This window comes from Bacillus sp. SLBN-46 (genome assembly GCF_031453555.1).
In the GTDB taxonomy this organism is placed as follows: Bacteria; Bacillota; Bacilli; order Bacillales; family Cytobacillaceae; genus Neobacillus.
Map to the genome: position 1 here is coordinate 4,637,187 of NZ_JAVIZM010000001.1, position 25,154 is coordinate 4,662,340.

General features: G+C 38.9%; 29 protein-coding genes. 8 read left to right on the forward strand and 21 right to left on the reverse strand.

Annotated elements, in window-relative coordinates; translation table 11 throughout:
* Positions 1 to 2: 2 nt before the first annotated feature.
* On the reverse strand, positions 3 to 737 hold the full coding sequence (locus tag QFZ87_RS23585) for a sugar phosphate isomerase/epimerase family protein (RefSeq protein WP_309868081.1): 735 nt from the start codon (positions 735 to 737) through the stop codon (positions 3 to 5).
* 165 nt (positions 738 to 902) lie between these two features.
* Between QFZ87_RS23585 and QFZ87_RS23590 the strand changes: the two genes are divergently transcribed.
* Positions 903 to 1,676, forward strand: a complete 774-nt coding sequence (locus tag QFZ87_RS23590) for an AraC family transcriptional regulator (RefSeq protein WP_309867006.1) — start codon at positions 903 to 905, stop codon at positions 1,674 to 1,676.
* 86 nt (positions 1,677 to 1,762) lie between these two features.
* On the opposite strand, the gene QFZ87_RS23595 is transcribed toward QFZ87_RS23590, so the two are convergent.
* Positions 1,763 to 2,566, reverse strand: a complete 804-nt coding sequence (locus QFZ87_RS23595) for an endonuclease/exonuclease/phosphatase family protein (RefSeq protein ID WP_309867009.1) — start codon at positions 2,564 to 2,566, stop codon at positions 1,763 to 1,765.
* 39 nt (positions 2,567 to 2,605) lie between these two features.
* Positions 2,606 to 3,484: a LysR family transcriptional regulator gene (locus QFZ87_RS23600; protein ID WP_309867010.1), complete on the reverse strand. Its 879-nt coding sequence runs from the start codon at positions 3,482 to 3,484 to the stop codon at positions 2,606 to 2,608.
* A 108-nt stretch (positions 3,485 to 3,592) separates the two neighbouring features.
* On the opposite strand from QFZ87_RS23600, the gene QFZ87_RS23605 reads away from it, so the two are divergent.
* On the forward strand, positions 3,593 to 4,684 hold the full coding sequence (locus QFZ87_RS23605) for a citrate/2-methylcitrate synthase (protein WP_309867012.1): 1,092 nt from the start codon (positions 3,593 to 3,595) through the stop codon (positions 4,682 to 4,684).
* A gap of 59 nt (positions 4,685 to 4,743) precedes the next feature.
* On the opposite strand, the gene QFZ87_RS23610 is transcribed toward QFZ87_RS23605, so the two are convergent.
* The 3 genes from QFZ87_RS23610 to QFZ87_RS23620 form a co-directional block, all read right to left on the reverse strand.
* Positions 4,744 to 5,352 carry an exonuclease domain-containing protein gene (locus tag QFZ87_RS23610; RefSeq protein ID WP_309867014.1) on the reverse strand — a complete coding sequence of 203 codons (609 nt, stop codon included), beginning with the start codon at positions 5,350 to 5,352 and terminating at the stop codon, positions 4,744 to 4,746.
* Between the two features lie 75 nt (positions 5,353 to 5,427).
* A complete protein-coding gene (locus tag QFZ87_RS23615; RefSeq protein WP_309867017.1) occupies positions 5,428 to 6,000 on the reverse strand; it encodes a TetR/AcrR family transcriptional regulator in 573 nt (190 codons plus the stop codon).
* Positions 6,001 to 6,013: 13 nt separating this feature from the next.
* A complete protein-coding gene (locus QFZ87_RS23620) occupies positions 6,014 to 6,721 on the reverse strand; it encodes an MBL fold metallo-hydrolase (RefSeq protein WP_309867021.1) in 708 nt (235 codons plus the stop codon).
* Positions 6,722 to 6,901: 180 nt separating this feature from the next.
* Between QFZ87_RS23620 and QFZ87_RS23625 the strand changes: the two genes are divergently transcribed.
* The 4 genes from QFZ87_RS23625 (at position 6,902) to QFZ87_RS23640 (ending at position 8,809) form a co-directional block, all read left to right on the forward strand.
* Entirely contained in the window at positions 6,902 to 7,228 is a 327-nt protein-coding gene (locus QFZ87_RS23625) for an ArsR/SmtB family transcription factor (protein WP_309867023.1), read from the forward strand.
* Entirely contained in the window at positions 7,212 to 7,667 is a 456-nt protein-coding gene (locus tag QFZ87_RS23630) for an SRPBCC family protein (protein ID WP_309867026.1), read from the forward strand. Before QFZ87_RS23625 ends, QFZ87_RS23630 begins: the two co-directional genes overlap by 17 nt.
* Positions 7,668 to 7,704: 37 nt before the next feature.
* Positions 7,705 to 8,088, forward strand: coding sequence for an SRPBCC domain-containing protein (locus QFZ87_RS23635; protein WP_309867028.1), 384 nt, complete (start codon positions 7,705 to 7,707; stop codon positions 8,086 to 8,088).
* A gap of 211 nt (positions 8,089 to 8,299) precedes the next feature.
* Positions 8,300 to 8,809, forward strand: a complete 510-nt coding sequence (locus QFZ87_RS23640) for a DoxX family membrane protein (RefSeq protein ID WP_309867030.1) — start codon at positions 8,300 to 8,302, stop codon at positions 8,807 to 8,809.
* Positions 8,810 to 8,875: 66 nt separating this feature from the next.
* Here the strand turns inward: QFZ87_RS23640 and QFZ87_RS23645 are convergent, their stop codons facing one another.
* The 8 genes from QFZ87_RS23645 to QFZ87_RS23680 all read right to left on the reverse strand — a co-directional run bounded on the left by QFZ87_RS23645 (position 8,876) and on the right by QFZ87_RS23680 (position 14,234).
* A complete protein-coding gene (locus QFZ87_RS23645; RefSeq protein ID WP_309867034.1) occupies positions 8,876 to 9,826 on the reverse strand; it encodes a PDR/VanB family oxidoreductase in 951 nt (316 codons plus the stop codon).
* Positions 9,827 to 9,840: 14 nt separating this feature from the next.
* Positions 9,841 to 10,299: a dimethylamine monooxygenase subunit DmmA family protein gene (locus QFZ87_RS23650; RefSeq protein ID WP_309867037.1), complete on the reverse strand. Its 459-nt coding sequence runs from the start codon at positions 10,297 to 10,299 to the stop codon at positions 9,841 to 9,843.
* Positions 10,296 to 11,252, reverse strand: a complete 957-nt coding sequence (locus QFZ87_RS23655; protein WP_309867039.1) for a heme-dependent oxidative N-demethylase family protein — start codon at positions 11,250 to 11,252, stop codon at positions 10,296 to 10,298. Before QFZ87_RS23655 ends, QFZ87_RS23650 begins: the two co-directional genes overlap by 4 nt.
* 107 nt (positions 11,253 to 11,359) lie before the next feature.
* Positions 11,360 to 11,584 (reverse strand): hypothetical protein, encoded by a 225-nt coding sequence (locus QFZ87_RS23660; RefSeq protein ID WP_309867043.1) that lies wholly within the window; start codon positions 11,582 to 11,584, stop codon positions 11,360 to 11,362.
* A 185-nt stretch (positions 11,585 to 11,769) separates the two neighbouring features.
* Positions 11,770 to 12,258, reverse strand: coding sequence for a GNAT family N-acetyltransferase (locus QFZ87_RS23665; protein ID WP_309867045.1), 489 nt, complete (start codon positions 12,256 to 12,258; stop codon positions 11,770 to 11,772).
* Positions 12,239 to 12,931: an HAD family hydrolase gene (locus tag QFZ87_RS23670; protein ID WP_309867047.1), complete on the reverse strand. Its 693-nt coding sequence runs from the start codon at positions 12,929 to 12,931 to the stop codon at positions 12,239 to 12,241. The genes QFZ87_RS23665 and QFZ87_RS23670 overlap by 20 nt, the downstream gene beginning before the upstream one ends.
* A gap of 323 nt (positions 12,932 to 13,254) precedes the next feature.
* Positions 13,255 to 13,524: a hypothetical protein gene (locus QFZ87_RS23675; protein ID WP_309867050.1), complete on the reverse strand. Its 270-nt coding sequence runs from the start codon at positions 13,522 to 13,524 to the stop codon at positions 13,255 to 13,257.
* 143 nt (positions 13,525 to 13,667) lie between these two features.
* A complete protein-coding gene (locus tag QFZ87_RS23680; protein ID WP_309867052.1) occupies positions 13,668 to 14,234 on the reverse strand; it encodes a hypothetical protein in 567 nt (188 codons plus the stop codon).
* Positions 14,235 to 14,378: 144 nt separating this feature from the next.
* On the opposite strand from QFZ87_RS23680, the gene QFZ87_RS23685 reads away from it, so the two are divergent.
* Complete coding sequence (locus QFZ87_RS23685; protein ID WP_309867054.1) at positions 14,379 to 14,867, forward strand: nucleoside deaminase; 489 nt, start codon at positions 14,379 to 14,381, stop codon at positions 14,865 to 14,867.
* Positions 14,868 to 15,055: 188 nt separating this feature from the next.
* Here QFZ87_RS23685 and bioB read toward each other — a convergent pair whose 3' ends face one another.
* The 5 genes from bioB to QFZ87_RS23710 form a co-directional block, all read right to left on the reverse strand.
* On the reverse strand, positions 15,056 to 16,075 hold the full coding sequence (gene bioB / locus QFZ87_RS23690; RefSeq protein ID WP_309867057.1) for a biotin synthase BioB: 1,020 nt from the start codon (positions 16,073 to 16,075) through the stop codon (positions 15,056 to 15,058).
* A gap of 366 nt (positions 16,076 to 16,441) precedes the next feature.
* Positions 16,442 to 18,085 carry a M4 family metallopeptidase gene (locus tag QFZ87_RS23695; RefSeq protein ID WP_309867060.1) on the reverse strand — a complete coding sequence of 548 codons (1,644 nt, stop codon included), beginning with the start codon at positions 18,083 to 18,085 and terminating at the stop codon, positions 16,442 to 16,444.
* Positions 18,086 to 18,333: 248 nt separating this feature from the next.
* On the reverse strand, positions 18,334 to 18,606 hold the full coding sequence (locus tag QFZ87_RS23700) for a hypothetical protein (protein WP_309867063.1): 273 nt from the start codon (positions 18,604 to 18,606) through the stop codon (positions 18,334 to 18,336).
* A 254-nt stretch (positions 18,607 to 18,860) separates the two neighbouring features.
* Complete coding sequence (locus tag QFZ87_RS23705; protein ID WP_309867066.1) at positions 18,861 to 19,868, reverse strand: DUF3231 family protein; 1,008 nt, start codon at positions 19,866 to 19,868, stop codon at positions 18,861 to 18,863.
* A gap of 638 nt (positions 19,869 to 20,506) precedes the next feature.
* Entirely contained in the window at positions 20,507 to 21,541 is a 1,035-nt protein-coding gene (locus QFZ87_RS23710; protein WP_309867068.1) for a GGDEF domain-containing protein, read from the reverse strand.
* 277 nt (positions 21,542 to 21,818) lie between these two features.
* On the opposite strand from QFZ87_RS23710, the gene QFZ87_RS23715 reads away from it, so the two are divergent.
* A complete protein-coding gene (locus tag QFZ87_RS23715; RefSeq protein WP_309867071.1) occupies positions 21,819 to 22,595 on the forward strand; it encodes an alpha/beta hydrolase in 777 nt (258 codons plus the stop codon).
* 95 nt (positions 22,596 to 22,690) lie between these two features.
* On the opposite strand, the gene QFZ87_RS23720 is transcribed toward QFZ87_RS23715, so the two are convergent.
* Complete coding sequence (locus tag QFZ87_RS23720) at positions 22,691 to 24,472, reverse strand: ABC transporter ATP-binding protein (RefSeq protein WP_309867073.1); 1,782 nt, start codon at positions 24,470 to 24,472, stop codon at positions 22,691 to 22,693.
* Between the two features lie 115 nt (positions 24,473 to 24,587).
* Positions 24,588 to 25,043 carry a DUF2269 family protein gene (locus QFZ87_RS23725; protein WP_309867075.1) on the reverse strand — a complete coding sequence of 152 codons (456 nt, stop codon included), beginning with the start codon at positions 25,041 to 25,043 and terminating at the stop codon, positions 24,588 to 24,590.
* Positions 25,044 to 25,154 lie beyond the last annotated feature (111 nt).

Here is a 25,154-nt window from a genome sequence, read left to right on the forward strand (position 1 = left end):
TATTATTTAGACGTCAGCTTCTCTTTTAAGAAATTAATACTTATTTCAATACTTTCAAATGGGGTCCGGCGGCTGAAATCCTGCTCCACGATCCACCAGTCTACACCAGCGTCCACTCCTAAATTGAGTACGCTTTCAATATCAACGCCACCTGTTCCAAGTTCAGCAAAATATTGTTCCTCATCTGTTGTCATATCTTTTAAATGGATGAGCGGTGTACGATTTCTGTATCGGTTCATCCACTCCACTGGCTTTTCACCAGCTTTGGTCAGCCAATAAACATCTAGTTCTGCCTTAACGTTTTCGGCATTAGTATCTTCAAATATGGATTCTAACGCTGTCCTTCCGTCAGAGAGTCGTTCTAATTCAAAATCGTGATTATGATAGCAAAGAGTAATGCCTTCTTGACGACATTTTTGACCCGCTTGCTCTAAAAGAAGAATTAATGCTTGATAATCTTGTTCTGTCCGACGTTCGGGTAGGAGGTAAGGACAGACAACATATTTGCTACCTAGTAGTTTTTGGTCTTCTATTACTTGTTCCAAATTCGATTCTAAGTCCTCAAGCGGCACATGGCTTGCTGCAGCTTGAAGCCCCAATTCATCCAAGACCTTTTTTACTTCTAGTACTGGTAATCCACCGTACCCAGCAAATTCCACCCCGTTGAATCCAAGCTCTGCCACTTTCCTTAAAGTACCAACAAAATCCACTTCAGATTCTTCCCTTAAGGTGTACATTTGGACAGCAATTGGTATAGTTGTTGTCAATCTCATCCCTCATTTCTGCTAGCTATTTATATTACTTATTTGATACCATCATATATGATGTACCTTAAAATAAACATAAACGATATAATGAAAACATCTACTATTTTGCTATTTGTTTTTTTAAGGAGTGGAACTATGAGCTTGAAGATCTATTTCTGCGGATATTCCTACCATACACAAGGGTATTATTCTCAGCATAAATCCGGATTTCCTGGATACCTTTTTCGACTACAAACGGAAGGTTTCTGTGAAGTAGTCGTAAAAGGAAAACGAAGGACTCTTGAAAAGGGTGACCTTTTGATTATTCAACCAGGTGATTATTATGAGTTATTAGTTGAGGCCGGCCAAAGCAGCGCGGATTACCATTTATCATGCAAAGGGGACTGGGTGGATGTATGGTGGGAACGTTCGGCAAAGCCTACGATCTCTAAAATAGATTTGGACGAAAAAACAATGGCTCTCTGGCGTCATTTAAGTGTGGAGGAACGCCGGCCTTCATCTGAGGAAAATAAAGAGCTTTCTGAATACCTACTAAGAGCACTTTGTTTATCCTTAGAACGGGCAGTTAATGAAACGGCTCCCTCCTTTAATAGGCCCTTTACAGTTACACGTATGATGCGCTTTATTGAAGAGCATGCAACAACCTCCTTTAAAGTAGAAGAAGTGGCGAAGCACGCTGGGCTTAGCGTTTCTCGCTCAGTTCATTTGTTTAAAAGCAGTGTTGGAAAAACAATGATTGAGTACGCCCTCGAAGTCCGTTTGTCTGCTGCGATGGAGCGAATGAAATACACCACGATGACACTTGAGCAAATTGCCGAGGATTGCGGTTTCGGATCCTACCCTTATTTTCATAGAGTATTTCAAAAAAAGTATAGCATAGCTCCCGGTGCGTATAGGCAGCAGGAATAATTTTTGGATGGAACTGTAACAAAATAAGACTCCTCTTGCATCGATTAGATACAGTGGAGTCTTTTTTATTTTTTCATATGTTTTGATTAAAATTCTTCAGACAAGTTAACTTCTACTCCAAAATGGTCGGAAACAACCATTCGATTGACATTATTAAAGATTACCTTTGAATAGTCTACCTGAACAGGCTTATTCGTTAAAATTAAATCAATTCTTAGGTCTTGCTTGTTGTTGCTCCAACCTGAGATTTTCCCTTTCACGGTAATTCCTTCATCTTTTTCATCCGTCATTTGGTAAGTATCATAAAGACCATGGTTGATCAAATACTCATATCCCTCTCCCTTAAGAGAAGCATCGTTGTTAAAATCACCCATGAGATAAACGGTTTGATCCAAATTTATATGCTGCAGCAGCTTGTCCGCTTGCCCCTTAAAAGGTTCCTCTTCATCGTGCCACCACCCCATATGACAGGAATAAAAGGTTAGTAATTTGTTATTGTAGGAAATGGTTGCTCCGACAATTCTACGTGTTTTCCAGTTAGTAGCGTAATCTACACTGTCAGAAACGAAGAATGAGTGTTCCTCAACGATTGGGTGCTTCGTTAGAATGGCAACGCCTTCCTCATAGGTGCCATTTGTAATATAGTGGGATACATCCCACACTAAGAAATATTCAGCTACACCCAGCTTTTCTAACTCTTGTAACAAAACATATACATAATTGTTTTTCTTAACTTTCCCGTCCACATACTCTGCTTCAAGTGCTTGACTTACCTCTTGCAATGCAATGACATCATATGATTTTTCCTTAATGGTTTGTGCCAAGTATTTTATCTTTTCTATTTGATTTTCCTCATGCCATGAATGGCAATTTAAAGTTAAAAGTCTCATTTATGTATTACCTCGATGTTTTTTTAAAATATTGTATCACTACCATCTAAAGTTGGAAATAAACTTGAGAAACTCTATTTGTTTTGAATGTTCATATTTCATAATCGCGTGGGTGTTAGCTTCAGGCAAATTGATAGACTCACAATGTACTTCAATCAATCTGCCTTCTAATAACTCTCTTCTCACAGTAGAGGTTGGCAGGAAGGATACTCCTAACCCCTCAATAATAAACCTTTTGGTAATGTGCACCTGTGACACCTTCATCATTCGGACACTTGGATACTTACTTTTTACCACTCTTGAAAGAAGATCCCAATAACCTGGATGATTGTGAGTTAACAGATAATTGGTTGTTAACACTTCTTCTTCATCTAAGGGAGGTGCTGATTCTGAATCTCTCCCATCGTGTGGGGCAACTAATATTACGTTATCTTTAGCTAAAAGCTTACAAATCAAACTCTGATTTGTACTGTTCAAACAAGACAGCCCCAAATCTACTTCTTCCCTTAAGACAGCCTGTTCAATTTCAACAGATTCAATAATTTTGACAGAAATCTCCACTTCCGGATACTGCTTTGTATAGCTTTTTAATACGTAAGGTAAAATCGTATCAGCGATTAGAGGGGATATACCAAGTGTTAACTTCCTTGTGTATCCTTGACTAAAGGTATTCAAATCCTCGAGCCCCTGTTGATAAACCTCCAGCAATTTCTTCGCGTGAATCAAATATCGTTTTCCTTCCTCAGTCAGTTTAATTTTTCTTCCCTCTCGATGAAATAAAAGAATACCCAGCTCTTTTTCCAGCTGTTTTATATGAACCGTTACAGAAGGCTGTGAAATGAATAATAATTCTGCTGTTCTTCTGAAATTCCCACAATCTGCTGCAGTAACAAATGTATTAAGCCACTGAAACTCCATACCCACTACTCCTTATGAAAAATATTAATCAATTACTTTAAAATTATTCAATATTCTTAATTATGTTTATTTTATAGAATATAGTAATCAAAGGGAAGGAGTGATTGGATGATGAACAAAGGTTTGAAAGGAATTGTTGCGGCGGATACAGCCATTAGTCATATTGATGGGGAGAAGGGTCAACTCATTTATAGGGGATATGAAATTAGGAGTCTTACACAAAAATATTCTTTCGAGGAAACAGCCTACCTCCTTTGGTACGGGGAATTACCCAATGCCGAACAGCTAGGCATCCTGAAAGATAAGATGAGAAATGAACGGGTTCTACAAGAAAATATTAGGCAAATAATTGACCTGCTGCCACCTTCCATGGATATGATGAGTGTCATTCGAACGGCCATTTCAGCAGAAGGCAGTAATTCTGATTATACCTGGAAGCCCACCCTACAACAGGCTATCAGATTAACTTCTCTCGTTCCGACGATTATTGCCTATCGGAAACGAAAGCTGGAGGGTAACACGGTTGTCCCTCCTCGAATGGATTTAGATCATGTGGAAAATTATCTTTATATGCTTGATGGAAACCTGCCATTAGCGGCACATGTGGAAGCTCTAGAGACCTATATGCTTTTAACTCTTGAACATGGTATGAACGCTTCAACCTTTTCCGCTAGAGTGACCGCTTCAACAGAATCTGATATCGTATCAGCCGTCACGTCTGCCATCGGCACGATGAAGGGACCACTTCATGGCGGTGCACCGTCAGGAGTCATTGAGCTTCTAAATGAAATAGCTTTAGTGGGTGATCCTGAAAGCGTGATAAAGGAGAAGTTAACTAAAGGAGAAAAATTGATGGGGTTCGGACACAGAGTTTATAAAACTCATGATCCGCGAGCTATTTCCTTAAAGAGTAAACTCTTAGAGCTTGTTGGTAAGGATGAATGGTTGGACCTAGCGATGAAGGTAGAAGATACCGCGGTAAAGGTATTAGCTGAAATCAAACCGGGCCGTTCCCTTTATACAAACGTGGAATTTTACGCTGCCGCCATCATGAAAGCCATTAATATGGAAGCAGAATTGTTCACACCTACCTTTACTGCTAGCAGAATGGTCGGCTGGACCGCTCATATCCTCGAACAGGCCGAAAACAACACCATCTATCGTCCACAAGCAAACTATATTGGAGTGATAAAAGAATGACAGGTGTTAGGCACCTGTCATTCTGCACAAAAAACTAATCAAACGTTTGATTAGTTTTTTTAGCCTAATTTTGTTCGTGTAGCTGCTGGCTGATATTTTTTCATCGGTCCCTTTTCAAGCACTTCTTGAAGATAGAGGTTCCCTTTCGGACTTGTTTTCTTAAGCAAATCCATCAAGTATGTAATATCGTCTAGCGCCCTATGTGTTTGGTAATTGGTAATATCGTGTGCTTGTAATAGAGTGAGAAGTTTACCGTTTGGAAAACCGTAATTTTTCCATGGTACCCCTCTCATCGTACAATACCACTTCAAATCATTAACCTCTGGATACATGTGAAAAAGAAAGCTTCGGTCAAAGGAAGCATTATGGGCAAATACAGAATCTGCACGATGAAAATAGGTTTTTATTTTCCCATCGAGAAAGGTTTTTCCTTTTACTAAGTCGTAAGGAATTCCGTGAACACGATAGGCTGTATCATAATTATTCCTTGCCGTACGAGAGAGCGGCTCGCGTAAGAAGGAATCCTCTTCAATAATATCGACAATTTCTCCTGAATCTGTCCGATACGAAAATAGCTTCAGGGCTAATTCAATAACCTCATCCTTGGTAGGACCTAAACCTGTTGTTTCAACGTCCACAAGCAACCCAAATTTTTCTAAACTCTGCAAAATGATCATCCTTTTTACATTCTAATGTTAATCCTATTATAACAGAGGTTACTAGGCAGTCCTATCACTATCCAGTTAGGAACCTTTTTCCATTCCGGCAAGAAATGCTTGAATAATCATTAACAAGCTTTCATCCAAATCTAAGGATAGTTTAAATCCACCCCGTTGCTCTAAGGAAGAAAAACCATGTAAAATACTGCGCAATCCTCTTACTGCATGCAAAGCCTGATCTCCCTCTAAACGATAGGCACTTAATACCCTCACAGAAAGCTCCACAATTTTTGCTCCTGCCTGTTGCACCTCCACATCCTCTGGATCTGGCGCGAGTAGGGTTGCCTCATACACGCCAGGATGCATCCGCGCAAAATTTACATATGCCTGGCTCATAGCTAGAACCGCTTCGGTGCCTGACACTCCAATCGCCGCATCAGCCATTTCCGCATACAGCCGGTCAATGCCATAAATAGCTAATTGCTTCCTAAGGCCAGGTAAACCCTCAAAGTGATTATATAAAGAAGGAGGGCGGATATTTAGCTTTTTAGCCAGGTTTGCAAGTGTTACCTCTTGCATTCCCTTTTGATCCGCCAGTTCTCCTGCTGTTTCTAGTATCGTTGCCAAGTCTAGTGCTACTTTTGGTCTTGGTGACATCTCATCTGTTCTCCTATCCGATTTTCTGTTCTAGATGTTGAATTGCCCGTTCCATGATTGGTACAGGATTTTCTATCATTTCTCCGTGTCCAACGGCAAGGAGCTTCGGTTCGTAACTCACTAATTTCTTTGCACTGGCTAGTGCCGTCCGCTTACTCCATGTACCAAAGGCCGGGAATGGGAACAATGGTTTTACATCTCCTGCCACTGCCACGCCACCTCTTGTTTGGAAAGCATCCCCCGCAATTACTGCCTTAGTCCGTAAGTCTAAAAAAGATAAAGATCCCGGTGTATGGCCTGGAGTTTCGATTGCTGTAAGTGACCCAATCAAGTCACCTTCCTTCAATAATACATTTGCTCTTGTCTTCAATTTTTTCGGAACCCCACCCTTAATTGGTGTGTTGTCTTCATGCGTATCAAGCGAGCGGTCGCCATTCATTAATCGATGATCGCGTGTAGAGATATAAACCGGTACATCGGGCAGCCTTTCTTTGATTGCATCCAATGCTCCAACATGGTCCTCATGTGCATGCGTCAATATAATCTTTTTAATGGGTTTCCCGATCTTCTCAGCAGCCTGAATAATCCCCTTTGCACAGAAACCAAGTGCCGCATCAATCAACGTTAATCCTTCCTCTTCCTCCACTAAGTAGCAATTGACTGGAAAAAAATTGGCCATAAACGTAACTTGATACAAGTATCCATTTTTAATAATCCTCATTTCGCCATCCCCTTTTAACTAATATCGTTAGTTTTATTTTAACTAATGATATTAGTTAAATCAAGTTTTTTCTTTAATAATTTATATATTTTTATTTTTTCCAAAAGATACTAATAAGATTTCAAAATGAAATGGTTTAATTAAGTTGACACTTAATTAAGTGTAGACTAAAATAATACCATGATTGAAAAAGTCCTTCATGCATTAGCAGAACCTAGACGTAGAGATATTTTATATCTCGTTCGTGATGGAGAGCTTACCTCCAGCGCGATTGCTTCACATTTTGACATTTCAGCTCCAGCAGTTTCTCAGCATCTCAAGGTTCTCGAACAATCTGGACTAGTTGTTGTTCGGAGAGACGGAACAAAACGGTATTACGGAATTAGAAGGGATGGATTTGCAGAATTAAAGCAATATATTGACCGTTTTTGGGATGATAGTTTACTTCGCCTGAAAGAAGCTGCCGAAGAGGAAGAAAGGAGAATCCAAAATGAATCAGACAAATAGTGAAATAATAACAAAAGAAATTTTTATTGAAGCACGTCCGGAAACTTTATTTTCCTTCTTTACCGATGCTGACAAAATGGTCCGTTGGATGGGAAGACATATACTGCTCGAGCCAAAAATCGGCGGTAAATACCGGATCGATGTTAATGGAAGCGATATTGCCATGGGTGAATATGTAGAAATTGTTCCTTTTGAAAAAATCGTCATGACATGGGGATGGGAGAAATCAAAGCTTGTCCCTCCAGGCTCGAGCAAGGTTGAATTCCAATTGACTCCTATGGAAAACGGAACGCAATTGGTATTAACTCATTATGATTTGCCAGCCGAAGAAATCCCTTCACACAATCAAGGCTGGTCTCATTACATGCCTCGTATCAAAGATTTTGCGGAAGGTAACGACCCTGGTGTAGATCCTTGGTCCGTTGTAGCTATGCACTAATTTATAAATAAATATAATTTTAGGGAGAGGTAAAAAAATGACTAAAACCATTCATCAAGAAGTTGTATTTAATGCAAGTCCTGGACGTATTTTTGAAGCACTTACAGATTCCAAGCAATTCAGCGAAATGACAGGCGGCGCACCAACAGAAATTAATCCAGAGGCTGGTGGTACTTTCTCCTGTTTTGGCGGCATGATTTTGGGGAGAAACATTGAATTAGTTCCAGGCGTAAGAATCGTCCAAGCCTGGCGTGTTGCTAACTGGCCAGAAGGTGTATACTCTATTGCTAGGTTTGAATTAAAAGAACAGGATTCCAAAACCCTTTTGGTTTTTGACCATATCGGTTTTCCTGAAGCTGAGAGAGATCATCTTGAGGCAGGTTGGGTAGCAAATTATTGGAACCCATTAAAAAATATTTAAATTATGCAAAAAGCGTATCCATTGTCGGTTCGAAACTGGCAGGTGATACGCTTTTTTTATTTTCATACGTATCTGGGAATTCGTTTGAAATTTGTTCAAAACTTTATTACAGATATGTGAAATACTGAACAAACTATTCTTAATTCAAAACAAATATGATATATTAACAATGTACTTAATATATAAAACTTATTAACAAGGAGTGTTTCACATGGTAGTAAATTGGTTAAGAGAAAACAAAGTTGCTGCAGGAATTTTGACAGTTCTTCGCTTATATATCGGTTATTCTTGGATAACAGCCGGTTTCCACAAGTTGGCCGACGGTTTTGATGCTTCTGGTTATTTAAAAGGAGCGATTGCTAATCCGGTAAAAGGACCAGATGGCGCTTTGGTTTATGGATGGTATGTGGACTTCTTAAAACATTTTGCTCTTCCAAACGTTGATATCTTTAATACAATTGTTCCACTTGGTGAATTTTTAATAGGTCTTGGACTTCTTCTTGGATGCTTAACAACAGCTGCTATGTTCTTTGGTCTTGTGATGAATTTCTCTTTCTTCTTAGCTGGAACTGTATCTCATATTCCAACAGACCTCTTCATTGGAGCCATTATCTTATTCTCTGGTTACAATGCAGGCCGCATCGGTCTTGACCGCTGGGTCATTCCATTTATCCGCAGAACTGTTTTTAAAGGTAATAAAACCGTAAAAGCAACGGTATAACACGTTTAAAACCCTAGAATGACACTATTAACGAGAGTGTCCTTCTAGGGTTTTCTTGTATTTTATTTAAAAATCTATCACTAATTTCCCCGATTTAGCTCTCGACACACAAGTCAAAATCACATTCTGGGCATTCTGTTGTTGTTCACTTAAAAAAGAATCATAATGATCGACTCCACCATCAACGACTCTCAGCTCACAGGTTCCGCAGCGTCCCACCCGACAAGAATAAGGTGCTTGAACTCCTGCTTCTAGCAAGGCATCCAGTAGTGACTGATCTTTTTCAACATGAATAACTGCTCCACGAGTGAGTTGAGCTTGAAAGGATGCGGCATTCTTAGGCCGGGGTGGTGCAAACCGTTCAAGGTGGATGCTCGAACGAGGGTAACCAAATCGAATCGCAGCTTCCGTAAAGTCTGTCATAAATGAATCCGGCCCACAGAAATAGACATGCGTTCCAATTCGATGCTCCAAAAGTGTGGTTTCCCGCAGTCGCTTCGCCTCATTTCCTTTTGAAAAATAAAAATGAGATTCATGTGGGAAATTTGCCCGTAAAAAATCGTAGAAGGCGCCAAGCTCTTTTGATCTTGCTGCATAGTGCAGTTCAAACGAAGACCCTTGATCCTTTAGCTCCAGCATCATAGAAATAAAGGGCGTTACACCAATTCCTGCTGCATAAAACACATGATGCTTTGCCTTAAAGCTTAATGGAAAATGGTTTCTAGGATAACTGATCTTTAGCTTATCCCCCACTTTTACCTCCTGATGCCAATAAAGTGAGCCCCCCGTGGATGATTCACTTAATCGGATGGCAATCTGATAGCTGTCCTTTGTATCTGGATGATTCGTTAACGAATAATTTCTTTCCTTTCCATCGATATATGTAGTTATATGTGAACCTGCACTAAAGGCTGGTAACGAAGTCTCTTCCACTGGGGCCAGTATAAAACGTTTCACCTGTGGGGTTTCTTGAATGATGGATTTCACATAGACAGGAATTGTTTTTTCTTTAAGCATAACAGCCCCTTCTTTCATAGTTTCGCGACATACCCAAGAAAGGCATCGCGAAGTTTTGAGTAATGATCAGAAACCTCCAGTAATAACCCACAATGATCACAGTTTCGTTCAGGCTGGCCCTTTTCCAAAACAGAGATCCCATGACACCTGCAGCAAAAAACCTTTATCTGCTCTTTTCCATAGCCTATATACTGGGCTTCCTCTTCCGAAAATCCCGCATCCTCCGCCAACTGTTTCAAAGTTTTCAAGGTTGTCCATTCTGCTGCGGCATAAAGGATGCTCCCCATTTTCTGCATGCTGAGCCATTCCGAAAAAAGGGTGTTGTTCCAATTATCTTTAACTATCTGAATCTCGTAGCTTATATTTCTATCTTTAACAACATCTATCAATAACTGTAACAGCTTTATTCCCTCTTCATCCCCACAAAATAAATAGCGGGGCTTTCCAGGTACAAGTATTATATTCTCGCTCATAAAACTTCCCTGCTTTCCACTTGTTCCTGTAAATACTCTAGGACAGCGCTCCGGAATAGGGAAAGCCCTTTATATTCGACTATATAAGGAGGCAACTCCTTAAGGATCTGATAAAACTGCTTAAGCCATTCTGGTTTAGCTGCTAATTTTCCCAAAGGAAGTAGGTGGGTATGGATGGTAAAAAGAATCCCCCCTGTTCGAGGCAAACGGAATAATTTCTGAACCTCCACACGGAGATGAACAGACGCACCGGCATTTTCCTTCGTGACTTGTTTTCTCCCCTTTCCCCAAACATCAAAGGTTTCAAGGGAAGTATCTAGTCGGTTCCCAGCCATTAAGGACCAGTTCTTACGCCACCATGGATTTCCTGGTTCCAGCTTAAGTAGAAACTGAAGAATTCGTTCATCGAGTCCCTCGTCTTTAAAGCCAGGAATCGGCTGATGAATCTCCTTAAAGTTCATCCCTAAATCAAAGGCCAAAGACCAATTGGCCGGAAAACAGAGCTGGCCAGCATCTAGAAATAAATCGCCATCTCGCTGCATCATAAAGATCAGGTCCTCTTGGACATGTCTACCAATATAGTTTAGCGGCTCACATGGTAAAGTGGATTCATCTCCAAAAATGAAACTTTGCTTTTCTTGTAAAAGATGATTGGAAAACGTCCAGTTATCACCTTTTTTATCTAATGCAAATTTGTCAGGATAATAGGTTCCTAGGTGCTCCATCACTAATTCAAGAATTTCCCACTGGCCTTTTATCGTATGCGGCAGGGATTGAAAACATCGTTCAGGATGGGCTGTAAGAAGCTCACGCTTAAGCTCGATTTCCTCCAGATAACTTGGGGTAATCTCAATACTAATCGGGTGATTCATTGGTATTGAGTTATTAGAATAGCGATAAACATCTTCTTTAAATGGATATGGGAATGATTCCAAACCATCACTCTGCTTCATAAAACCACCCCTTACTGAAAATTCTTTATTTTCATTTTAATAAAAGATGCACAAAAACAAAAGCGCCTCGTTCACGAAATTCCACCGTGAATGAGACGCTTTTTGTATTAATACTGCTGTTCTTCACTTTCAACATTTACTTTATTCTCATACCAATGTGTTACTTGTGTTAGGATAGCAAAGACAAAAAAGAAATTCATTGCCCAAACGTTGATGAAAGGGGCTAAGCCGCCAAATTCAATGGTTTCATACCCTTTAAACTTCATCACGATCATCGACTCGATAAAAATTAAAACAAAACCAACTACTCCCGCTACAGCCGCTCTAATCACATTTGTTTCCTCCTTAAAATTAACTTTCCTCTATTGAAATACAAACAACTATGTATTTTTGACATTTTCGTGAACATCCTTACTCCCATTATATTGCATTTCCCTAACATTCAAAAGCCTAATAAAAAATAAAAAGGTGTCAGGCACCATGTGAAAATTTCACATATTGCCTGACACCAAATATTTTAAAACTTTACTACCATATCCCATGAGGTTCCGTCTACACCTATCTGTTTAAAGCCAAACTTATGATAGAGATGAAGAGCCGGATTGTTGGGGTCTACGCTTAAAGAAACTGCGCTAAATCCTAATTCCTTGGTTACTTTTAGCATCTCTCCGAGAAGCGCTTTGCCGATTCCTTTTCCTCTGTGCTCAGGAAGAAGGGCCATTCCTAATAAAAGAGTTTTTTCATCCACATAGCCATAGGTCTTATTCGTGTCATTAAATAAGCGAACCCATACTGCACCAATGGGAGTATGGTCGGCATCCGTCGCAATCAAGGCGGTGTCCCCCTCACGTCCCCAACCTTCCATGGATTGAGCGATATGTGGTTCCTTCAAAATATCTCTCGAAGGTCGAGGTTCTCCTTCGGGAATGAAAATAGCTAGGTATAACATTTCCCAAAGGAATTCTTCGTCTTCTTTTACTCCAGGTCTAATTTGATATTCGTTCAAGTGCATCCCCCTGTTCTACTTCTTTTTGTTTAATCAGATTCAATACATGCCTTAAGCGTATGTCGCCCATTGAAGATAATTTTAGGCAATAACCTGTGAACTCTAAATGGGCTGTAACAGAATTAGGAACCACTACACAGTTTAGTCCAGCAGCTCTAGCAGCTTTTAGTCCATTTAAGGAATCTTCAAATGCAAACGCATCCGTCACAGCCACTCCCAATGCCTCAACTGCTTTAACATATAATTCAGGATCCGGTTTAACCCTAGACACATTATCCCGGGTTCTAATCACATCAAAATACGGAAAAATAGTAAGCTTTTTTAAATAACTCTCAACCCACTCACGGCTCGAGCTTGATGCTAAGCCAATTTTCAAACCTAATTCCTTGGCTTCAATTAAATAATCCTTTACTCCGTCCCTTAAAGCAGGCTCCCCCATTTTTACAGCAAATAGCTTATGGGCCTCATCTTTTATGACAACCGATTCAACTGGTGAAGGAAGGTTTTTTTCAATATAAGAATATAAGTCTGCATCATCGGTTCCTATCACTCTTGCAAATTGTTCAACCGATAATTCTAACCCATGGTTATTTAAAACCTCTTTAAAAGACTTGTACCAAACTGTTTCCGTATCAACAATCAATCCATCAAAATCAAATATTACTGCGTTCATTAGCAACCACCTCTCTAGTGTTAAACGTAAAAAATGAAAAAAAGTTTCAATGTGTAGCAAATGCAAGGTTTAAACCAAGTCCTAATAGAACACCCTCCAGTAAAAAAAGTGCAATGAGAGTGGAACTCTACAAAAATGGGAAGGAATTCTACAAAATTTTAATTAATTCTACAAAATCGAGGTGGAATTCTACAAAATTTCAACTTATTCTACAAATGCAGGAGGTAATTCTACAAAATTTGGAAATCCCCTTCCAATCCACTAAGAATTCATAAAAAAACTCGCCAAATGGCGAGCCGCAATTGATGTTTAGATTTCTTGGTCTAAGATTTTCTGTGGCCAGGATAGTATCCGCCATGCCCATGGTGATAACCATGCCCTGGAATGTAAGTGCCGTGCCCATGGTGATAGCCATGTCCTGGATAGTAGCCACCGTGCCCATGGTGATAGCCATGTCCTGGATAGTAACCACCATGCCCATGGTGATAACCCTGTCCTGGATAATAGGTGCCATGGCCATGATGATAGCCTTGTCCTGGATTATAACCGCCTTGGCCATGATGGTAGCCCTGTTGTGGATATTGTCTTTCCATTTATAATCGCCTCCTTGCTTTTCATTGGAATATAGTATGTCTACAATGACAAAGAGGCGTAGATGCCTGCCCTTTTTATCTTTATTAATTTTGCCTATAATTCAGAAAAAGCCAAACCATAAGCCCCCATGTACCCTGTTCTCTTACAATCTAGCCCTGTCCCTTACTTTTAACAACAGCTTTGTAAACCCATAAGCAATAAACACGATCACAATGTCTATGAGGAATAGATAAAATTGGTTCATTCCCTTTTTAAATTGCACTAACCAAAGATATCTCTCAAAAGATGCAAAGCCAAAAGCAAACACCGCACTTAATAAAATTGTATACAGAAAGAAGTTTTTCTTATGATTGGTACAATACTGATATAGTAACAAGAAGCCAACAGGTAATACTGATGCAGTCACATTTGTCGCATTTGGTATGACCGGAAGTAAAAAATATCTATGAACAAAGAACCCACTATGTCCAAGTGCAATATCCGCATACTCCCATAGGATATGTACGGTGTATCCAAAGAAAAACACTTCAAATATCCTCTTCCTATCAACCGTAAATACCAGCAGGAGTAAGGGAAGCAGAAGTAAAGCAAGGACTAGCCAGAACTGCCAGTTTCCAAAGTCGGAATATTGATTCCAATAAGAAGAATACGCTGAGTGTAACTCTACTTTTTTTTCAACAATTTGCTCCCATTGCTGCTTGTCATCCACGTGCTATACCTCCAGACTTAGACGATATATTCTACTTAGGTTCCACAATCATCCAATTTATATACATCCTTCAAATTCCCTCTACTTTTTTCTCAATATTTGGTATTTTAGTACTATAGAAATAAGATAAGGCAGGGGAGCTCATTGATTACTAATTTCCATGAATACGACCATCACTTTTTTATGCAGGAAGCCCTAAAGGAAGCAGAAGAAGCAGGGAAACGTGGAGATCGGCCCATTGGCGCCGTTATTGTTCACAATGGCACCATCATTTCGAGAGGATCTAACAGAATAAATACTAAGGATAGTGAACTTGAGCATGCAGAAATTAATGCGATGAACGCATGTGCTTCCTACTTACGGAAACATGCCCGTGAATGTATTTTATATACAACCGTGGAGCCTTGCATCATGTGTTTATCCACTATAGCCCTTGCAAATATCCGTAACGTTGTTTTTGCAGTAGAGGACAAATATATGGATATGGCCCATTTTGTAGATTCTAATACCTATATTAAGAAACGATTACATAATTACCTTGGTGGGGTGTCCGCAGAAGAATCAGTACAAATCTTGAAGACCTACTCACCCTTTATGGCAGAAGTTGTTTTGAATGGTAGAATCCCTTCCTGACAACTTCATAACTTCCACACAACTTTACTATAAGTTCTACACAAGTTTTCTATATGATAAGAGTAACTTAATTAGGAAATGGTTCGAAGAGCTCATTTCTTAAAACTTCCCATAATTTGATTGGTGCCTGACACCAATCTATTTTTTTTGCAAAAAACCCTCGCTGTTGTTCAGCAAGGGTTAAATGTTTAGCTTATTGTTGTTTTAGCAAAGGATTGGCTCTCTGTCTCAAATGGGTTCTCTTCAATTTCAAATCCAAGGTCTTGAATCAACTGATAATCATCGCTTGCACATTGTCCTTGGGTGGTTAGGTAATCACCAACAAAAATGGAATTAGCAATAAATAAACCAAGATTCTGCAGCGAGCGCAAATTGAATTCACGTCCTCCAGAGATTCGAATCTCCTTTGTCGGATTGATAAACCGGAATAATGATAAAATCTTCAGACAGCGAAGTGGTGTTAATTCGTTTAAGTCCTCAAGCTTCGTTCCCTGGATAGGATGAAGGAAATTAACCGGAATAGAATCGGCATCCAAATCCTTTAAGGCAAAAGCCATGTCAATAATATCTTCATCTGTTTCCCCCATCCCGCAAATCACACCGGAACAAGGGGAAATCCCCGCTTTTTTTATATTTTCAATCGTGTCGACACGGTCCTGATAATCATGAGTAGTTGTGATGTTCTCATGATGATTCGCACTTGTATTAATATTATGGTTAAAACGGTCAACTCCAGCGGCCTTTAATCGATGTGCCTGCTCCTCGCTCACTAATCCCATACAAGCACATATTTTCATTTGAGCAACCTCATGTTTAATTTCCTGTACAGCGTTAATCACTGTATCTACTTCATTATTTGTCGGTTTCCGTCCACTCATTACAATACAATATGTACCTATTTTGTTCTTATTTGCTTCCCTGGCACCCTCAACAATTGTCTGTTTACTAATGAGTGCATATCGATCAATTTCAGTTTTTGCTTTAATAGATTGTCCACAATAGCCACAGTCTTCTGGACACAATCCACTTTTCGCATTGATGATTAAGTTTAGTTTTACTTTCTTTCCGTAATAATGTCTACGGATTTCATAGGCTGCATTTACAAGTGATAAGATTTCTTCATCTTTTGCTAATAAAATTTCCATAGCTTCATCTTTTGTTGGGACATAACCGTCAATTACGTTTGCAGCAAGCTTTGACCAATTCATGTAATCACCCCTCTTTTATTTGTTAACCAAATTTTAATAAAGTTAACAAATAAATTATAAATCATGCATTCTAGGAATTAAACAGTCTATTCTTAAACTTGGATATATTAGGTAGAAATTCCTATCCCTACTTTAGAAATCTCCACAACTTCCACACAACTTCCCCCTAAGTTCTTCACAAGTTTTCTTTATGATAAAAGTAACTTAATTAGGAAATAAGTTCGAGGAACTCATTTCTTAAAACTTCCCATTTTGGATTGGTGCCTGACACCAATCTATTTTTTTTGCAAAAAAATATGAGGCTGACTCATATGGGGTCTGACACCTTTGTTTTTGAGTCAGCCTCATATTCCAAGATTTATTTTTTTAGTAGACGCCTACTTGTGACCAAGCAGAGGCAACTGCATTATATTGTGAGCTGCCTGTACCATACAGATCGGCCGCTGCAGCAAGAAGTGATGCACGGGCATCGCTAAAGTCACTCTGTGGAGCAAGGTAAACAGTAAGAGCACGGTAGTAAATTTTTTCTGCAACAGACGTACCTAAGCTTGAAATGGTGAAGTAAGCGGCCTTGTTTGGAATACCACTGTTTGTGTGAACGCCGCCGTTATCTGATGTAGTGTTAACATAACCGCTCATATTTTCTGGCTGTCCATAAAGACTAGGGTTTGATAGGCTGCGAAGTGCATCCCCTGCTTTATTTGGTGTGTATACATCTTCTCCAACTAAGTAATCACCTTTGTCTAAAAATACTCCAAACGTATCAGAAATGGATTCATTCAGTGCTCCTGATTGGTATTGATATTCTAAGCCAGCCGTTCTCTCTGTTACAGCATGTGTTAATTCATGCGCTACGACATCAAGGGCACCTGACAAAGGTCTAAAAGTTGTTCCATCTCCATCTCCATATACCATTTGTGAACCATTCCAAAATGCGTTGTTGTAACCGCTGCTATAATGAACCGTAGAGCGGATGGTTGATCCATTATTATCAAAACTATTCCGGTTAAAGGTATTCTTGTAGTAATCATACACCCTTCCAGCATAGTAGTTAGCATCTACATCAGCGCCTTGTGAAGTGGCATAGAACTTATTATCACTATCAACAGAGTAACTGCCTGGTAAGGAAGTCCGATAGTTTGCTGTTCTTGTTTCAATTACACCTGACATAGGTTTTGTTACATCATATAAATAATAAGTGCTGTTTGAATAATAAGTATTAAGCGTTTTATAGTCTCCTAACACACCATATCCATATCCTGTTGTTGCACCATCTGCTACAGCATTATAGGAATTTAGTACATTACCATTTACAGCATCCACGTAAACGACCCAGTTTGCCGGATATGGCTGAATGAATTGAAGATTTGTTTTATAGGCAAGGTAAAAATCGTTCGCTTTTTTATAAACCACTAATTCCGCCTTTTCAACCGTATCTTCAAACTTTTCACCCGATGGTCCCGCTTCTGCATTTGTTAACGTTTCCTCTTTTGTTACATTAATAGATTTCCAAGCCTTCTCGAGAGCCATTCCCTTAGAAAGCTGTGCTTTTAACGCACCTTTGAAATAGTTTGCTGCTTCCGGAAACACATCCCCATTCACGGCAGTAACGATTCCATTTTTATCGGTATGCACCTTGAATTTCGCCCCATCGACTGGAATTCCCTGAACGGACTGAACAAAATTGTAATGTTTGCTGCCTAGCTCGTCCGTCTGAACATCTAGTAATGTCAAATCTTTATCGGTATCTAATTTATATAGGCTTTTATTTTCTTTTAAAAATTGCTTCACCGCTGTTTTATCTTTATATGCCTTAGTTGATAGTTTTCCATGAACGAAGGATGGAACAGCTTGTCCCTTTTTCCAGTTTACCTTTGCATCCTTACCAAACTGACTTGCATCTTTCGTAACTGTAACATTGTACGGAACCGCCTGCGCCGCAGCAGTAATCGGTACCACAGACCCCATCGTTAATCCCAATGCCAAAACAAGTGACGTGCGTTTCTTCATAATCTCCCAGCCTCCTAATAATTTTATTTGTGTAGAATTTTCAAAATTATCATATCACGGAGAAAACGAATGCATAATTGGGAAAAAAGCGGCGGCTTCGGTGTCAGGCACCAATAGTTAACTACATCTTTACAGTAAAAATCCCAACACCTGTTTCATTTATGGCGTTGGGAAAAATTATGTTTATATTTTTGAAGTCTATTATTCACTTCGTTAAAAATAGGCGGAAAGGCCCTGAAAAAAGGGAGTTACTGGTCTACAAAATTAAGAATAAATTGGATAATCTGGTAGATTAACAGCCCGATGATAACAAGCACAGAGATGGATGCAAAGATTCTCCTAGGCTTCCGGTACCATTTTGGCAATTGTGTGATTTGTTTAGGAGATTGGAAACCTTGGACAATATCGCCATGTTTGATTGCATCATTAAAAGGGTCTCTTTCATCTAGTAAAACCTGCTTGGCCTCATTTTCACGTTGGCGGAGATCATTTTTAGATAGATCATTAGAAGAGTTGTTCATTGTCCTACACTCCTTTACTTTAAGGTAGGCATACGTATCGTTTCACTTATTATCCGCGTATCTAAGTCCCGTAACCAACGATAATTCAATTCAACGGGCACTAGTCACCCGCACCTCAATTAATAAAGGGCTGTCAAAAATGACAGCCCCCGATCTAAACATGATCCACCCATAACAAAGTATGTTTGAAACATGTATTCTGCGCTTATCTCAAATAAAAAAAACCGTCTTCTTGACGGTTTATCTTTACTTGCCTACTTCCCCTGTATTATTTTACCTCGGTCATCTGCCTGTGGAGGTTCCTCCATCCAGCCATGTTTTATCATAATGTTTGCCCCGTCTTCTGCGTATAGAGCTATTTCAGGTATTAAGGAGGCATATTTCGTGCCTACATCTCGTCTTGGACTTGCGGCCATTGCCATCCCGTAATTTCCTACCCCAGCAGCAATCATTCCGGCAACATTAAACATGATCAGCTTATCCGAAAAAGCCGGAACAGTCGAATCAGTTAAGGCAGAATCCCAACTCATTGGAATCGGCAAATCTTCTTTTCTTAAAAAATCACTAAAAATGTCGACATGCTTTTGGGCAACCTCCATTCCTCTCATTAAATATTGCTTCACTTCTTTTCTTTGTGCAATCTGTGCATAACCTGTTATTAGTGTTTTCCCAATAGCATTTGTTTGAACATTTAAAAATAAATGAGTAATTTCCACAGATGTTAAGGGTCTCTTATGACCCAAAAATCCTGCCAAAAAATGCTGCTTTTTTACAAAGTCCACTTTATCGGGGACCGATATGTATGGTGGCTTAATATAGGTCCCTTGTTTTAGCATTAAGTCCCTTGTAAAGTCCTGAAGCTTGACTCCAATCTTTAGGACCCTTTTATGCAGTTCGACCATATCCGGACGTGTAGCAACACCCAGCGCTGCACTACTTGCTGCCATAGCAAGGATGGACATATGCCTTAAAAACATTAACACAAATGTATCTGAAAAGAGCCTTGGCGCTTTCACATCGACATCTTGCTCTGTAAAGCCAACGGGAATAGGGAAGGACTCCTTAATAAAGATACTTTCCATAATAGAAATATTCTCTTGCGCTGAGTTCAGGACAAATTCAATAATTGGGCGGACCTCTTCATCTTCGACTTTCTCTAAAAAATATTTATTTACGCAGATAGTAATCGTATCGTTCAAATATTGTGCCCACAGTCCAGACATTTCCGCAGCAGTCAAACGAATCCTTGTTTTATCTTCCATGTTTATATACCCTCAGTTTCATTTGGAGTAGAATGATTTTCCATTAGTATCCACAATAGAGGGGAAATTTATGATGAATATATTTACTATCAGGCTTTGCTACAAAAAATGAATGTTAAAAAACAGCCATCTGTGACAGCTGTTTATATTTTGCAATTATATCCAATATCTACGCTGCGGACCGCACGTAAACGAGCTCCTGACTTTCATAAAGTCGTACATAAGTGCTGCTTTTCTTCCCTTATCCGTCTGTCTATTTCTTTTGTCATAAAGACACTCCATAAATTCCCGATCACATTGACAGCGGTCTCTTCCACTACTAAGGCAGCGATCATGGCGCATACAACACGCATCTACATCATTAATCGGTTCGCCTGGTCCACTACATCTGGGCCCACACCATCTATATTCCCTAAAAAGACAAATTGAAAATGGACCACTACTTCTTCTATTTTGCAAAACACTCACCCCCAAAACACTTCATGTGTTTTTACAACTAAAGCTATACCAATATATAAATAGTATATGGGGTTTTAAAAAAAGTGAGTTGGCAAAAGCCCGTACCAAAGACTCGACATCAATAAATCTCAATAAAATGAAAAGCCCCTACTCTTTCGAATAGAAGCCTCTACACATAGTTAACACATACTTACTTTATTTTTTCCAGTATTCTTGGATCGATACAAACCTTCGTCTGCTCTGTTTAATAACGAATCGATGTTATCCTCAAGCTCAGACTCGGCCACCCCAAAGCTTGCAGTTAACCGGCCGACCCCTTGAAACTCGTGCTCTTCTACTCTTTCTCTTAAGTAGTCTGCAAGAGCAACAGCGTTATGCCCTAAAACATCGGAGATCACAATAAATTCTTCTCCTCCCCAGCGGCCCAAAAGGTCTCGTGGGGAAAGATTTTCTTGTATCAGTTCAGCTAACTCAACTAAAACAGAGTCACCAATTTTATGACCAAACAAATCATTGACCTTCTTAAAATAGTCAATATCAAAGAAAATTATCGAAAAACTCATGTGCATTTCCCTAGAATCACTCAACTTTTGCTCCAGCCATTCATCAATTTGATGACGGTTAGCAATTCCTGTTAGCGAATCTAAATAGGCATGTTTTTTAAACAATTCCATTTTAGCATAGGCCCTAAACATATGCTGCGCGTAAAAAAGGACAATTATATAAACCAAATTAGCAAAATAAAACTGCATTAAAGAGTCAATAGATTCTGCGGAAAGTTTGTTTATTACCACAACTCCACCCAATAAGGTAATCAGGAAAATCCCTATAGAGTAGTACAGTCCTCTTTTTATCCCTAGGGTTAAAAAAATGAACATAATAATAATAGGCATCCAGACAATAAAATCGCCTAAAGAACCATTAATTTTCAACATGTAATTGTAAATGGTATCAAAAAAAGTTGTTACATGATAAACACTTACTAACGCTAAATTAGATAACTCGCTAAATCGCACAAACCTTTTTTTATATACTAAGACCCAGCTGACTGCAAACCATATAGTCATTGTGTTATTGATAATAAAACTAAGTTTGTCCGATGCATCGACATTTTGCATAATAGTATTCAATATGAGGGCCATCATAATACATGGGATCACCCACAAATAAACGCTCCTCTTAAGATCAGCAAGTGATTCATATTGTTTAGACATCGGATTTCATCTCCCCAACTAATCCTGTTGATTAGTCTAGCCTTAAACCGCAAAAAACGGAGAATTTTTTCGAAATATGCTCATTTCTATACACTCATTTTATATGATAAATAGTCGTTTTTATATAGCTTTATTGACCTATGATTGTAGTATTTTTGTCCATTTTGTCAAATAAAGAGGTTTTATAAAATACAATTAATCATATAAAATGTAATCCAAGGAAAGAGTTTATGGTAAATTATAGGTTATAAGATTAATGGAATGGTAGGTGACAAACATGTTAGAAAAATTCCTTGTTTACATGTCAGCGTTTCAGCAAGAAAGAATGGTTAGAGTATACCTTCCGGAAAACTATAAAACAGAAACTAAACAGTACCCTGTGTTATACATGCACGATGGTCAGTATGTTTTTGAAGATGAAGATGCCATTAAAGGGGTATCCTTAGGAATGAAGGATTATTTAGATGCAAGTGGTTTACAAATCATTGTTGTAGGAATTGACTTAAATACCGAAGGAAAAGGACGGATTAACGAGTACTGCCCATGGGTGAATGGTGAAACAAGCAGAAAAATATTAGGTTATGCCGATCCATCTGGCGGTAGAGGGGACGACTATCTTGAGTTCATCGTTAAGGAACTTAAGCCCTTGATAGACAGTAATTACCGAACACTAGTAGACCATACTTCGATGGCGGGGATTTCGTTAGGAGCCATCCTATCCACTTATGCTGCCTGCAAGTATCCACATATTTTTAAAAGAATAGCTGCCATATCCCCCGGTTTTTACAGAAACCAGGAGGAAATTGAGAACTTATTAAGGGAATCAAATTTATCAGTCATCGAAAAATTCTATATGGACTTTGGGACAAATGAAGTAGGTGAAGATGAAGAAATGAATCAGGTTTTCCTTGATTTAACGAATCGAGTCTATGAGATATTAAAAGATAAGGTAGAGAATCTCAACTTTCAATTGATTGAAGAGGCTCAGCATAATTATTCCGCCTTTAGGAAAAGAGTACCCGATTTCCTTTCTTATTTATTTTCAGATATATAGTTTTTTTAATTAAACAGACATAAAATTAGCATCACTAATTTTATGTCTTTCTATTTATAATCCCTGGGTGGATTCTTATGGTCTCTCTTTTTCAATTACGTACAATGCTGCAGTTCATAGAAGGCACCACGTTTAGTCAAAAGTTCTTCGTATGTGCCCATTTCAATAACCTCACCTTTTTCCATTACCACAATTTTATCAGCATGACGAACCGTCGAAAGCCGATGAGCAACAACAAACGTGGTCCGGTCACGCGTCAGTTTTTCCATTGCCTGCTGTACATAGCGCTCTGATTTATTATCAAGGGCAGACGTTGCTTCATCCAGAATAATTATTTTTGGGTCTCTTATCAGTGCACGTGCAATTGCGATCCGTTGCCGTTGCCCACCTGAAAGCCTGCTGCCATGTTCACCAACACGGGTATCGAGGCCATCAGAAAGATTTTCAATCACGTCTTGTAAATTCGCCATTTTAATCACTTTTTTTAGTATTTCCTCACGAACATCAGGCAGACCATAAGTAATATTGTCCCGAATTGTACCCGAAAATAAGATATTATTTTGCAAAACCATGGCTAAATATTTCCGATATTTTCTAATGGATATGTCATTGATGGAGATTCCATCAATGAGGATTGTACCTTGTTGAGCTTTATAAAAGCCAATGATGAGGTTCAAAATTGTGGATTTCCCTGAACCTGATTCCCCCACAAAGGCAACCGTTTCGCCAGCATTTACCTCTAAAGAAAAAGACTTTAAAGCATGTTTATCCGAATTTGGATATTGAAAAGAAACATCCTTGAAAGAAATATTTCCTGTAATTCTTTCAGGAAATCTGCGTCCTTTTAAATTTTCCGTATCCTCTGACATGAGAATCTCTGTAACCGAGTAAATCGACTCAAATCCTTTTACAATAATGGGATACACATTCAAGATATTGGTAACCGCTCCAAGAATCATGTTAAAAAACCCCTGATACATTACCACATCGCCGACCGGCATTTCCCCTTTATAGGCTAGGTAAGCAGTAAAAAATAAACAAAGAACTTGAAATACTTGAAAAGTGACCCAGTTGGAGGATGCAAAATATCCTTCTAAGATATCAAGCTGAAACCCTTTTTCTTTAATGTTCTTTAATCTTTTATCCATTTTTTTTATTTCGAATTCTTCTAGTCCATGTGCACGAGTAACTGGAATCATTTCTACCATTTGTGAAACACTTCCTGACATTTCCTCTATTCTTGTACGAAACTCCCTGTTGGTTTTGGCAATTTTTTTTCGAAATAAATAAATGATTACCAACGAAGTGGGAACTGTTAATACAAAGAATAAAGCAACCGTGATGCTATGCATGACAGTTAGAACAACAGCAATGGTTAGATTAATCATCGCAGGCATTAATCCAAGCATAAGCTGCCTAGAAGACATTTCGATTGCTTCTACATCGCGAAGAACCTTTGTTTGAATTCTTCCTGCTCCCAGATTTCCGTAATATCCCATCGACAACTGCTGAAGCTTCCTTACTAGTGTACTCCGAAGTCCTGCCTCCACTTGGCGTAACGCCTTACTGAAAAAGGCAACGTGAAAAGTATGCATGGGTATATTTTGAATGTAGACGATAAAAATGATCATAAAATTCATCCAAAGCTCTGAATCACTGTGGCTATCAGGTTTAGTTGCAATGTTTATGACATTAGCCGTAACTATTGGGAAAACCCAGACAGGCGCGCTTTTAATAATATAAAACAACAAAGAAATAATTAGCTTAACCCAATGTCCATGGTATAGCCTTAACAACACTTGAAACGGATTTGCCTTGCATGACTTCTCTTCCTTAAACAGGTCTAGATATTCAATAGAAGGGTCTTCTAGATTCATTATGTTCCCCCCATCCTCGTGTGAACAGAAATAAACAAAAACACTTATAAGTTAAAATATTTTATTAAAGATAAAAAAAGAACAGTATGGCTTTTAATCCGCCACACCGTTCTTTTTAAAATGGTTTTAAAATCATTAAAGCAATAATGATTAAAAAGATTAGATTTTCTAAGTCTTCATAGCGGAAAAGAATTTTAGCTAGCCGCCAATATTCTTCAGGAATTTCTTCGCCTTTATGCGATTCGAGTAAAGCTTTGACTGGTTTTGACCTTGGAGACAAAACAAGCGGACCAATCGCAAGAGCTGCTAGGAAGAGAATAAGACTTATAACATACCAACCCATCTGGAACAAGCTTGGATTTAAGAGTCCCATCGCTATTCCAGTAATCAGTAGAAGGGTGCCTCCCACCATAACAAATATATGAAGTTTATGCCTGATTTTATATGAATGCCTTAATTCGGTCATGTTTTTGCCCGATTTAACAACAGTTGTTAAAATAAACCCAGGTCCCATTCCCAAAATAGCTGAAAAAATATGAATGAACACAATTACTTTGTATAGAGAAACCACTGGTGCTCAACCTCCCGTTTCCTGCATGCTCCCATTTTACCATAAACTACTCTTCTTCAATCTGATATCTTACGATTTGACATAGTTTTTACCAGGAGTTGTCATTGATTT